Raw genomic sequence first — 12,026 nt, forward strand, 5'->3', positions numbered from 1 at the left:
ACGTGACAAAATGGGAAAGCGTTACCCACTCGTTCACCCAAATGTGAAAGGCTTTTTGCATGGTGGCGATTACAATCCAGATCAATGGCTCCATATGCCAGAGATCATTGAAGAAGATTTTCGATTAATGAAGCTTGCACACTGTCAAACATTCTCCATCAACATTTTCGCATGGAGTAAGCTAGAGCCAGCAGAAGGTCAGTATGACTTTGCATGGCTGGATGACATCATGGACCGCTTGGCAGCGCAGGGGGCACACGCCATTCTCGCAACGCCAAGCGGAGCAAGACCTGCTTGGCTGTCACAAACATATCCAGAAGTATTGCGCGTCGAAGCGAATCGTCAGCGTAACTTACATGGACTGCGCCACAATCATTGCTTCACCTCTCCGGTTTATCGAGAAAAAACGAATACACTCAACCGGCTGCTGGCGGAACGCTACAAGGATCATCCAGCACTGATCATGTGGCACATTTCGAATGAGTACGGCGGCGAATGTCATTGCGATCTTTGCCAGGAAGCATTTCGAGACTATTTGAAAGGCAAATACAATCATGACCTTGAGGCTTTGAATCAAGCTTGGTGGACTGGATTTTGGAGCCACACGTATAGTGATTGGTCACAAATCGAGTCACCCGCACCACACGGGGAGCACATGATTCACGGCATGAACCTGGATTGGAAGCGCTTTGTCACAGCACAAACGATCAATTTTTATCAAAATGAAATTAAGCCGCTGCGGGAATTGACGCCTCATATCCCAGTAACCACGAACTTTATGGGCGACTATCCGCATATGCGTCCATTTCTTGGGCTGGATTATCATCAATTTGCAAAAGAGGTCGATGTGATCTCATGGGATAGCTATCCTGCTTGGCACAGCGGCAGAGAAACAACGGCCGAATTAGCATCGAACGTTGCCTTTGTACATGATTTGTATCGTTCCTTAAAGGACGGACAGCCGTTTCTCGTCATGGAGAGTACGCCGAGCCTTGTAAACTGGCATGAAGTGAACAAGGTCAAACATAAAGGCATGGCACACCTTTCTGCCATGCAGGCAATTGCCCACGGATCAGACTCCGTGCTTTATTTCCAGTGGCGGCAAGGCCGAGGCGCCTCTGAGAAATTCCACGGTGCCGTTGTCGATCATTCTGGTCATGAACATACGCGCGTGTTTCAAGAGGTAGCTGATCTAGGGAAACAACTGGAGCAGCTGCACCCAATTGCGGGCACATCCGTTCAGCCAGAGGTCGCCATCATTTATGATTGGGAAAATCACTGGGCCATTGATGATGCGCAAGGCTTAAATAATACAAACAAACGCTATGTAGAGGCTTGTCAAACTCACTATCGAAGCTTTTGGAAAAAAGGGATCTCTGTTGACATAGTCGGGATGGAAAAGGATTTCTCATCCTATCGTGTGCTCATTGGGCCAATGCTCTACATGATCAAACCAGGCGTTGCAGAAAAAATTGAAGCCTTTGTCAAAGCGGGCGGCATTTTTATCGCGACTTACTGGAGCGGCATAGTCGACGAAAATGATCTCTGTTTCCTCGGCGGTTTTCCTGGCCCTCTCCGCCATGTACTTGGCATTTGGGCAGAGGAAATCAACACATTGATGCCTGATGAACATGTGTTAATGACCACAGGGAATGGACGCACCTATCATGTCGGACAATATTGCGAATCTATACATCCTGAAACGGCCTCTGTGTTAGGGCATTTTGAGAATGGCTGCTACGAAGGACAGCCAGCCCTGACTGTCCGTTCATTAGAAAAAGGGAAAGCATACTATATGGCCTCAGAAAATGAGCAGTCTTTTTATGATGAGTTTTACGAAGACCTTATCGCAGGTATTGGCATACAGCCCGTCCTATCCACTGCCATTCCAGAAGGAATCAGTGTACAAAAACGAACAGACGGTACGCAGGACTATGTGTTTTTGATGAATTTTACAGAAGAGCAGCAGAACATGTCACTAGATTCAGAGGCAAGCTATGAGAATATGCTGACTGGACAGCAAGTACCTGAGCAGCTTCAACTTGATCCTTACGAGTACGTCGTCTTAAAAAATAGTTGAAAGAAGCGTCCATTTATTGGACGCTTTTTGATTTAAATAAGCATAAATACCCATATTAATTATGATGAATTTAATCATTATTTTTTATCTAAATTTTTTTACAATATTTGATGCCGCATCATGACTGGTCCCTCCATCCTTTTTTACCATTGTATAGGTATGAAAGCGGTTGCCTAATACTCATATTTTTGATACCCTTTTTTTCAATGCAGATATGGGACTGCATTGTGATAAAAAGAGCAAGAAAATGTAAACGGTTTATTGTAGGGGGAGGGACTTATGTTAACGTTTGTTGGATTGTTGATTATTTTAACGATTGTTGTATTGCTGATTTGGGGGAAAGCAAGTCCAATTGTCGCCATGGTCATGGTGCCTTTAATCGGGGCATTCATCGCAGGATTTGGGATTAATGACATTCAATCATTCTTTGAAGAAGGGATTATCAAAGTACTGCCAGTGGCGACCATGTTCATCTTCGCCATTTTATTTTTTGGCATTTTACAAGATACAGGGTTCTTTGAACCTGTAATAAAAACGCTGATTAAACTGACAAAGGGAAATGTGGTCACAGTGGCAATGGGGACAGCTCTAATAGGAGTCATCGCTCATTTAGACGGAGCAGGAGCGACTACATTTTTATTAACTGTACCTGCACTGCTTCCACTTTATAAAAAATTACATATGAGTCCGTACTTATTGCTGTTATTGATCGGGACAAGTGCTGGCTTAACGAATATGGTGCCGTGGGCAGGCCCCACAGGGCGGGCAGCAAGTGTGTTGAATATGGACCCATCTGAACTATGGGTGCCGCTCATTCCCATTCAGCTCATTGGGGTCGTTCTCGTATTAGGAATGGCATTTATTTTAGGAAAAAGGGAAGAAAAACGCATTCGGGTGAAAATCGCCGCAAATGAAATCGCTGCTGTTCAATTAGAAGGCGCAGATTGGGACCGGGCTATTCAATCCATTAGCGAGACAGGTGATGCCGCTTTAAAACGTTATCACTTGATTTGGGTGAATTTCATTCTGTTTATAGCCGTAGTTGTCCTTCTTGTGCTCAACGTGATTCCGGCTAGTTATATGTTTATGATTGGTCTTTCTCTTGCACTATTAATTAACTATCCGAAAGTGGATGTACAAATGGAGAGAATCAAGGCGCATGCACCTAGTGCACTCATGATGGCCGCTGTTATTTTCTCCGCAGGTTCATTTCTAGGAATTCTCGAAGGAACGGGAATGCTAAAAGCTATTGCTGTGGACAGCATTCAGATTCTACCTGCTTTCCTGCTTCCATTTTTACATATCATTGTCGGGCTGTTTGGGGTACCACTGGATATGCTGACAAGTACAGACGCTTATTATTATGCACTTCTGCCAATTGTCGAATCAATCACATCTGAGGTCGGCGTGACGGGCACTTCTGCAGCGTATGCCATGATGATCGGAAACATCATAGGAACCTTTGTCAGTCCTCTCGCTCCAGCCGTTTGGCTTGCGATCGGTCTTGCAGGAGTCGATATGGGGAAACATATTCGCTACTCTTTCTTCTGGATGTGGGGATTCAGTATTGTTTTATTGATCGCTGCCAAACTAATAGGCATTATTTAAATAAAAAAGACATGCGCACAGCGACGCATGTCTTTTTTCATTATGAAGGATATTCACTTGTGTGAATGTCTGCATTCGGCTTTCTAATAAGAGACATTAATCCAATGATAAACAATAGAACCATTGGAGCGAATGCAAGGCCAACTGTTCCAATTAAAAGAGTCACAGCAGAAACCAAGAAAAGAATACCTGAAAGCACGGCACGACGGTCGGTTTTCAAGAAAATCACACCTACAATCGACAGCACAGCCGCAATGGCGGAAACGACCATGAACTGAGTACCAAATGCATGAACCGAAGCCTGAAGCGTTTCAATCGGCAATGTTTCCCCTTCCTCTTTTAACACTTCATTGATTTCATCATAAAATGATGGACCCACAGAAAGGATTAATGCCCCAAACCCGACACCAATGGCATTGAGGACAATACTAATAATCCCCATAATTTTTTCACCTTTACGTTTAATCATGTGTAAACCTCCTAAAAAGTTAAATTAACCTGTTTTCACTTCTCGCTTTTGGAAGACGATTAAGGCAATAGCTAAGAAAATAGCCCAATAGATGACTAGGACGGTTAGTGAGAATCCTAGAGACATACCTTCGATAAGAGTAACCTGTTCCATAAAGTATTGGGATGGATCGTTTGCAAATAACAGATATTTTGACCAATCAAAGAAGAGCATTAAAATACCTGTGACTGATCCACCCACAATATACGCTAACACACTAATGGCAATGGAGATAGCTTCACTTCTAAACACTGTAGAAATGGCGAACGAAAGGGTTCCCAAAACGACAAACATCGCACAATGAGCAAGATAATAATAGACCATATTTGCAAACTGCGAACGTTCAATCACTTCACCATTTTGATACACCAAATTCACATAATCAGTGTTAAGTCCAAAGAAAATAGCTCCCAATATGAATGACAAGATAAATAGCACCACAACAAGTAAAAGAGCATACAGCTGCACCGTAATATATTTAGATATTAGGATCTTTAGCCTTGATGGTGGACGAATCAATAATAATTTAATTGTACCATGCTTGTATTCAGCCGACACAATGGTGGAAGCAATAATGATCACAAACACACCGACTAGTTGAAGTAAATTGGCGTTTGTTTTCACATAATCCCATACACTGTGGCTAAACTGATCAGCCGGCGGCAAGTTATGCTTGATTCGATAATCATTAATAGCGATCTCTTTTTCAAGCTCTCTTTTAAAGAAACCATTCTCTGTCTCTTTGAGCTCCTTCTTGTTTTCCTTATTCATCATTTCTAGCTGGGTTTTCCAATCACCTGAAGCTTGATCTTTGTCATTTGTTTTCACTACAAAGATCAGCGTGGCAACCATACCTAACACAAGAAGCCCAACCATAATCCAAGTTCCAACACGATAACTGATCTTCATCCACTCGTTTTGAATGAGGCGAATCATACGTCTGCCTCCTTTTTACCTGTTAAGCTTAAGAACTTATCTTCTAAGGTTTGTTTTTCAATTTTGATCTCGTACAAATGAATAGACGCGCTGCTCAAATGACGGATTAATTCTGGCATTTTTTGTTCTGGCATAGAGAAAAATAAGTACTGCTCCTCTTCTCTTACAGTGACGCCTTCCTCAAATGCACCAATGAGCTTCTGTGCTTCTTCAAGCTCCCCGGCTGCTACCTTCATTCGATAATTAACCAAATCATCCTGCTTCGTCTCAGCACGCTGATCCTCAATCGCAATTAGCTTTCCGGTTTGGATAATTGCAAAGCGATCACACATCAATTCCATCTCTGACATGAGGTGACTTGAAACAATCACAGCCAGCCCTTCTTCCTTCGCAAGCCTTCTCAAGTAATCTCGTATCATTCGAATCCCCTCAGGATCAAGTCCATTGGTCGGCTCATCTAAGATTAGCAGTTTCGGTCTATGTATGAGTGCCTGCGCAATGCCCAATCGCTGTTTCATTCCTAATGAAAATGTACGCACACGCTTATGTTTCACATGCTGTAAGCTGACTAGTTCTAACAGCTCATCAATTCGCGCTTCATCCACTTTCCCATTCATTCTGGCAAAGTGAACAAGATTTTGTCTTGCCGTTAAATGATTATACATTTCTGGGTTTTCAATAATGGCACCGACATCTTGGATGGCATGCTGATAGGAGGTTTGAATACTATGACCATTAATCAGAATGTCACCAGATGTAATGGGAGAAAGACCGACCATCATACGAATGGTTGTGGTTTTCCCTGCACCATTTGGTCCTAAGAAGCCAAAGACTTCGCCCGCTTGGACAGAAAAGCTCAAGTCTTGAACAATCTTTTTCCCGCGAATATGTCTAGATACATTATGCAGTTCTAAAACGTTCGTCACGTTACCTCTCCTTCTTTGTCTAAGTATCATCTATCATTCTATTTCCTGATAAACACCATGATCCGTCAAAAATAGAAGAACACTTCCATATGGTACAGCAATGCCCAAAAGTTGTGAAGGGGATTAGCCAAAATTTAGCGAATCATCCGCCTTTTTTAAGGTAGGGTTAAGGTAATGGTTTAAAAAACTCTAATTCTATATTACTTAAAGACTGTGGGATTCAAAATGTGATCCCGTCTTACTCTCGTAACATAAATATATAATAGAGGCATGCAATAAGATGTAAAGATAAGTCCCCCTGTTTTTTTTCAATACTCACTGTTGCAGGAGGTATTATTTTATCGTATGTAATTTCAGCTATCGTCTGCTCAGAGCTTTCTAATCTTACACGATTATTGGCAAAACCCTTCTTTAGATAATATGTAGTATCATTTATTACTAATTTCATCATTGGATTTATTTTGATTTTAGTTCTATCTTCTAATATTAACTTTCCTTTATCTTTACATTCTATCACCCAGTTTGAACGTAACATTGATTGGAGAGATTTATTTTCAATAGCCTTTACAATCATATTAGAATTCGAATCCATTACCTCAACATTCACATAAAACTCATCAAATATGTGATCAATCAACTTTTCAACTTTGTTTGTATAAAATCTTTTTATAAATCCAATGGTGACATCTTCTTTATTACTAATTGGTATACATTTGGTCGTTTTTTTGATTACAGGCTTCTTAAAATATCCAAACTCCATTTTTATCTCCCATTTATTTTTTGGACTCAATTAATTTATGAAATGATAAGCTTAAATTATTCTAATAATGTATACGGATATTCCTTTGAATAGTTCCTCATCATTTTAAAAACTGTATAAAAATATAAAACACCTAATTTATTAAGGGATATGTTTCCTTTAACAATTTAGGTGTTTTTTGTACAACTACAACATTCTTATACTTATTTCTTGCTCAGATTTAGCCTTCATCGGCAAGTTCTAATAGTATAACTTTTTTTATTTATATCTTTTTCACAAACTCTGATTTTAATTTCATTGCGCCGAAGCTAGGAATTTTACAATCAATATTATGATCGCCTTCAACTAAACGAATGCCTTTGACCTTCGTTCCTATTTTCAAAACGGATGAAGAACCTTTTACTTTTAGGTCTTTAATGACAGAGACCGTGTCCCCATCACTTAACAAATTCCCATTCGCATCTTTGACCACAAGCTGTTCCTCTGCCGCTTGTTCTTGTTCAAGTGACCATTCATGCGCACATTCAGGACAAACCAGCAGACTGCCGTCCTCGTAAGTATAAGGTGAGCTGCACGAAGGACAATTCGGTAGATTAGACATTTTTGTTTCCTCCAACTTTCTACATCATTTATAACAATTTTACCACATTTCGATAGAAAGGAATGTGATAGAAAAGGAAACATTTTTCATCGTTTACTTTTTTATTCCAATTTCTAACACAGCCGCGATATTCCGGGCTGTTCTTTCTACATGAAGAGCCGCATCTCGTATCGCCTCAGACAGAGAGGTAATACCTGGAACGATACTAAACAGTGCATCAATTCCATGTTCGTGTACGACTCCACTGTCTTTTGCAAGAGAGCCTGCGATGCCAATCACAGGCAGATTATACTGCTTTGCTGCTTTGGCTACGCCGATTGGGGTTTTTCCATAAATGGTCTGCCGGTCAATTCGGCCTTCTCCCGTAATGACAAGGTCTGCCTCCTTGATGACGTCATCAAAATGAACAGCCTTCAGCACGATATCGATTCCTCTTTGCAAATCGGCTTGTAAAAAGCCTAATAAACTCGCACCAAGTCCTCCTGCCGCTCCTGCCCCTGCTGCATCTCCAAAGGAGACATTGAACTGCTTTTCAGCTACTTGTGCAAAATGAGCCAGATTCTTGTCTAACACTTGAACCATTTCTTCATCTGCTCCCTTTTGAGGACCGAAAACAGCAGACGCTCCTCTCTCACCCGTTAAAGGATTATCCACATCACAAGCCGCCTCCAGACGGACGGATTGCAGTCTTGGATCGAGTCCAGATAAATCAATTGAAGCTAATTGATGAAGTGCCCCGCCGCCTGACGTCAGGGAATGTCCTGTTTTATCAAGGAAATCTGCACCTAATCCTTGCATCATTCCAACGCCGCCATCATTTGTTGCACTTCCGCCAAGCCCAATGATCACGTGCTTCGCTCCTTTATCCAGAGCTGCAAGTATTAATTCACCAGTTCCTCTTGATGTCGTCCATAATGGATTACGTTTTTCTCGGGGTACAAGATGTAAACCAGAGGCTGCAGCCATCTCTATGACAGCAGTCTGACCGTCTCCTAACATGCCAAAAAAGGCATTCACTGGCTCACCAAGCGGGCCCGTGACCACTTGATGAACAATGTGTCCGCCAGTCGCATCAACCAACGATTGAACGGTCCCCTCTCCTCCATCTGCCATCGGCAGTTTGATATACTCTGCGTTTGGCAAAATAGAACGAAATCCTCGTTCAATGGCACATGCTGTCTCATAAGCAGATAAACTTTCTTTAAATGAATCTGGTGCGATCACAATTTTCATCCTAAAGCCCCTCTTTTCTTATCATGTCCTCAGCCAAACAGCTGGAAAACGCCAAAAATAATGGTCGATACAACGGTTAACGTCAAACCGATTAACGATTCAAAAGGCATGAGCTTCAAACGCTCTTTAATATCCATTTGAACACTTCCTGCTGTTGCATGGAAAAAGCTCCCGTGCGGCATATGGTCAAGCACTGTTGCGCCAGCATGAATCATGGCTGCCCCTGAAAGAGCAGATACACCAAGCCCAATCAGTGTTCCGCTAAACACACCACTCGCTACCGCCGTTCCTGCTGTTGTCGAAGCGGTCGCGGCTGACATAAATATCCCTGAAGTAGGCGCAAGTAAATATGGAGGTAAACCCGATGCATCCAGTGCCTGAATAAACACATCTTTTAAGGAAGAATTCGATACGATTCCTGCTAATGTACCTGTCCCTAATAACATGATCGCTACACCTGACATTTTATGAAGCCCCGACATCGCATAGTCATTGAGAAATTTCCCTTTTTTCATGAAAAGAGCACCTACAATCCCTCCAATCGGTAAAGCGATCATTGGGTCTATATTGATTTGAAAAAGCGGTCTTAAAGCCAACAATAAAATGGTAACCAGCGGACCAGCCAGTGCTTGAAAAAAAGCAGGTATTTGAACTTTACTTTGCCCAGTTTCCTCTTCAAGAACGGGCGTCCCTTTGTTTGCAAGCTTTTTAGCTAATACATATGTAACAGCCAACCCGAACACAGCCGGAATGACACCAGCAGCCATCATTGAAGTCAGAGGTACACCAAAAGCGTCTGAAGCGGCAATAGCATTCGGATTCGGTGACATGATATTTCCTGCCTTCCCCCCTCCAATCATAGCAAGGAGAATTCCCGTTTTTGAGAGCTTTGCGCGTTTGGCAATGGCTAGTGCGATGGGCGCTACTGTGATAACCGCAACATCTACAAAAACGCCCACTGTTGTTAAAATCATCGTTGCAAGAGCGAGTGCTAATAGTGCCCTCGCCTCACCAAGCCTTCTCACGATGGCCTCAGCGATAGATAACGCTGCACCTGATTCAATGAGGACACCAGCCAGTACACCTGCGGCCATAATTCTAAGGACAGCCGGAATCATGTCCTTAGCACCTTCCATCATCATGTTGACGGTCTGGACAATGTCTACACCGCCAACCAATCCGCCTATGAATGCACCTGCCAGCATGCCATAAGCAGGTGATACTTTTTTTAGAATGAGAACAATCGCGATCACAAGCGCCGCCATGGCTCCCAGAGTACTTACCGTCACATCTCCACCCATTCTCAATCCCCCTAAAAATATCTTTCTCCAATTGTAAGCGTTTACCCTAAGGGATTGTGTTGTGAATCTGGATGAACTTTTTTAACTGACCACTCTAACGAATTGTGCATTTGCACAATCAAGATAGTTGAGTCATTAGCTGCGCCATATAAAGCTCGATTAACTGTTTTACATGACGAGGGTCTTTTCCGGTCAATCCTTGAATTTTGTCTAAACGATAACGCAATGTATTCCGATGAATAAATAAACGATCAACAATTCTTTGCAAATCACCGCCCTCTTCAATGTAAACCCTTAATGTATGGGCGAGCTCTGCTTCTTGTGTCAGCGGCTTGTAAAAGTCAGTCCATAGACTTTTCTTTTCAGCAATACCCGCCATCATGAATACGCTTTCCAGCTGATAAGACTCAAAGAAATACATACTTTCTTCCGGATCAAGAGCTTTCCCTAATCTCAGGGCTTCTCTCGCATGCTGAAAAGAAATTGGCAGCTGGCTGATGTCGTCAGCGACAGTCCCTATCCCCACTAGCACTTGGCCTCCTATTGCTCTTTGCATTGTTTTTTGCAGATGACCTGCAGCCTGCTTTACTCGATGTTCAGGTATGGGCTGACTTAAAAGAATCAATTCATGACAAAAGGTCATGCCAAGTAAATCATCCGCATTCTTATCATATTGAATCGCATGCATCAATTTATGAACAGCATCCTCTGAGGATGGAACTGGCTGAAAAACAATAGCCATTCGGCGCTTGTCTAAATCCATCCCCAGCCAAGCAGCTCGATTTTTTAGCTGATGATCCCCAACGTCAGAATATGAAACCAACTGATTGACAATTTCACTTTCTAGTCGATGACGCCATTGAACCCGCTCAAGCAGAAAAGATTGCTCTAACACCAGTTCAGCTGCCATCTTCACCAGCTCGGCATGATGCCGAATGTCCTCTGGTTCACCAGTAATCCCAATCACACCAACTACTTGTTCATGGAAGCAGATAGGCAAGTTAATCCCAGGTTTCACCCCTTCTAAGCGCAAAGAGGTCTCCTGATCAATTTCCACACTGTTCCCGCTTGTCAGCACAAGCCGTGCACCATCATGTTTCTGGCCAATCCTGTTTCGTTCACCAGAACCAATAATCACACCATCTGCATTCATCACATTGATGTTTTTATGTAAAATATGCATTGTACGTTCAACCATTTCTTGAGCCAATTCACTGGTCAAAAATTGCATTTGCCATCTCCCCTGAAGGTTTTTTTCATTCAATGTATCATAGTGTCTTTGAACAATAAATGCAAAGTGTTTAAAAAACAGCCATTGACAAAGACACCCTGAAAAGTGTTTAATCAAATCAAGAATCGACCGACAGTCTAGTTAAGAGAAAGGATGGCTTTATGAGAACCGTTAAACATCCTGAGGAACGTAAAAATGACATATTAAACGCAGCCGAAGCGCTTTTTTCAACCAAAGGCTATCAGAAAACAACGATTATTGACATATTAAAAGCCGTTGGCATTGCAAAAGGCACCTTTTATTACTACTTTGCATCCAAAGAAGAAGTAATGGATGCCATTATTGACAGGATCATCAAAGAAGATATCATCGTAGCAAAGCGTATTGCAGCTGAGCCAGACCTTCCAGTCGTTGACAAACTATTTCGTATCATCATGGCGCAATCACCTCAGCAAGGAAGCCATAAACAGGGCATGATCGATCAGTTCCATCAGCCTTCTAATGCAGAAATGCATCAAAAAAGCTTAATCAAAGCCATTAAAGAACTTTCACCAGTGTTGGCAGGTGTCATTCAGCAAGGTGTAGAGGAAGGGACATTCAAAACGAAGTATCCGCAAGAGACGGTTGAATTTCTTCTTGCTTCTGCACAGGTCATATTTGATGAAGGCCTTTTTCAATGGACAGCCGAAGAAAGTATACAACGCGCTTTAGCTTTTATTGATATACTCGAATCCTCATTGCATGCAGAAAAGGGGAGCTTTTCATTCCTGCTGAAGCGATTATCTGGAGAGCTGGATGAAAATAATCAGTGATTGGTCACTTCAATACCAATCCTGCATACA

Annotated in this window: 11 protein-coding genes; 3 read left to right on the plus strand and 8 right to left on the minus strand. The window is 42.2% G+C overall.

All coding sequences use genetic code 11. The features are described from left to right. The first annotated feature begins 10 nt into the window (after positions 1–10). A complete protein-coding gene (locus tag MHB67_RS18185) occupies positions 11–2,080 on the plus strand; it encodes a beta-galactosidase (protein WP_342492694.1) in 2,070 nt (689 codons plus the stop codon). Positions 2,081–2,359: 279 nt separating this feature from the next. Then, positions 2,360–3,688 carry a citrate:proton symporter gene (locus tag MHB67_RS18190; protein ID WP_044334880.1) on the plus strand — a complete coding sequence of 443 codons (1,329 nt, stop codon included), beginning with the start codon at positions 2,360–2,362 and terminating at the stop codon, positions 3,686–3,688. 40 nt (positions 3,689–3,728) lie between these two features. Here MHB67_RS18190 and MHB67_RS18195 read toward each other — a convergent pair whose 3' ends face one another. From MHB67_RS18195 to MHB67_RS18230, 8 genes are all read right to left on the minus strand, one after another. After that, positions 3,729–4,157, minus strand: a complete 429-nt coding sequence (locus MHB67_RS18195; RefSeq protein ID WP_024423966.1) for a DUF4064 domain-containing protein — start codon at positions 4,155–4,157, stop codon at positions 3,729–3,731. Positions 4,158–4,181: 24 nt separating this feature from the next. Then, positions 4,182–5,132 (minus strand): ABC transporter permease, encoded by a 951-nt coding sequence (locus MHB67_RS18200; protein WP_103131820.1) that lies wholly within the window; start codon positions 5,130–5,132, stop codon positions 4,182–4,184. Further along, on the minus strand, positions 5,129–6,058 hold the full coding sequence (locus tag MHB67_RS18205) for an ABC transporter ATP-binding protein (RefSeq protein WP_151039587.1): 930 nt from the start codon (positions 6,056–6,058) through the stop codon (positions 5,129–5,131). Before MHB67_RS18205 ends, MHB67_RS18200 begins: the two co-directional genes overlap by 4 nt. Before the next feature lie 238 nt (positions 6,059–6,296). Beyond that, complete coding sequence (locus MHB67_RS18210; protein WP_151039585.1) at positions 6,297–6,818, minus strand: hypothetical protein; 522 nt, start codon at positions 6,816–6,818, stop codon at positions 6,297–6,299. 262 nt (positions 6,819–7,080) lie between these two features. Then, positions 7,081–7,419, minus strand: a complete 339-nt coding sequence (locus MHB67_RS18215) for a zinc ribbon domain-containing protein YjdM (protein WP_024423969.1) — start codon at positions 7,417–7,419, stop codon at positions 7,081–7,083. 93 nt (positions 7,420–7,512) lie between these two features. After that, entirely contained in the window at positions 7,513–8,652 is a 1,140-nt protein-coding gene (locus tag MHB67_RS18220) for a glycerate kinase (RefSeq protein WP_133744358.1), read from the minus strand. A gap of 29 nt (positions 8,653–8,681) precedes the next feature. Further along, positions 8,682–9,953: a GntP family permease gene (locus MHB67_RS18225; RefSeq protein WP_133744357.1), complete on the minus strand. Its 1,272-nt coding sequence runs from the start codon at positions 9,951–9,953 to the stop codon at positions 8,682–8,684. A 118-nt stretch (positions 9,954–10,071) separates the two neighbouring features. Further along, positions 10,072–11,184: a sugar diacid recognition domain-containing protein gene (locus MHB67_RS18230; protein WP_151039583.1), complete on the minus strand. Its 1,113-nt coding sequence runs from the start codon at positions 11,182–11,184 to the stop codon at positions 10,072–10,074. 161 nt (positions 11,185–11,345) lie between these two features. On the opposite strand from MHB67_RS18230, the gene MHB67_RS18235 reads away from it, so the two are divergent. Next, positions 11,346–11,996 carry a TetR/AcrR family transcriptional regulator gene (locus MHB67_RS18235; RefSeq protein WP_024423973.1) on the plus strand — a complete coding sequence of 217 codons (651 nt, stop codon included), beginning with the start codon at positions 11,346–11,348 and terminating at the stop codon, positions 11,994–11,996. The last annotated feature ends 30 nt before the right edge of the window (positions 11,997–12,026 follow it).

Source organism: Bacillus sp. FSL H8-0516 (genome assembly GCF_038635285.1).
In the GTDB taxonomy this organism is placed as follows: Bacteria; Bacillota; Bacilli; order Bacillales; family Bacillaceae; genus Bacillus; species Bacillus safensis.

Bases quoted from the DNA above. Each gene is read 5' to 3' on its own strand.
- MHB67_RS18185 (WP_342492694.1), top strand. From the start codon at position 11: ATGGGAAAGCGTTACCCACTCGTTCACCCAAATGTGAAAGGCTTTTTG.
- MHB67_RS18190 (WP_044334880.1), top strand. From the start codon at position 2,360: ATGTTAACGTTTGTTGGATTGTTGATTATTTTAACGATTGTTGTATTG.
- MHB67_RS18195 (WP_024423966.1), bottom strand. From the start codon at position 4,157: ATGATTAAACGTAAAGGTGAAAAAATTATGGGGATTATTAGTATTGTC.
- MHB67_RS18200 (WP_103131820.1), bottom strand. From the start codon at position 5,132: ATGATTCGCCTCATTCAAAACGAGTGGATGAAGATCAGTTATCGTGTT.
- MHB67_RS18210 (WP_151039585.1), bottom strand. From the start codon at position 6,818: ATGGAGTTTGGATATTTTAAGAAGCCTGTAATCAAAAAAACGACCAAA.
- MHB67_RS18215 (WP_024423969.1), bottom strand. From the start codon at position 7,419: ATGTCTAATCTACCGAATTGTCCTTCGTGCAGCTCACCTTATACTTAC.
- MHB67_RS18220 (WP_133744358.1), bottom strand. From the start codon at position 8,652: ATGAAAATTGTGATCGCACCAGATTCATTTAAAGAAAGTTTATCTGCT.
- MHB67_RS18225 (WP_133744357.1), bottom strand. From the start codon at position 9,953: ATGGGTGGAGATGTGACGGTAAGTACTCTGGGAGCCATGGCGGCGCTT.
- MHB67_RS18230 (WP_151039583.1), bottom strand. From the start codon at position 11,184: ATGCAATTTTTGACCAGTGAATTGGCTCAAGAAATGGTTGAACGTACA.
- MHB67_RS18235 (WP_024423973.1), top strand. From the start codon at position 11,346: ATGAGAACCGTTAAACATCCTGAGGAACGTAAAAATGACATATTAAAC.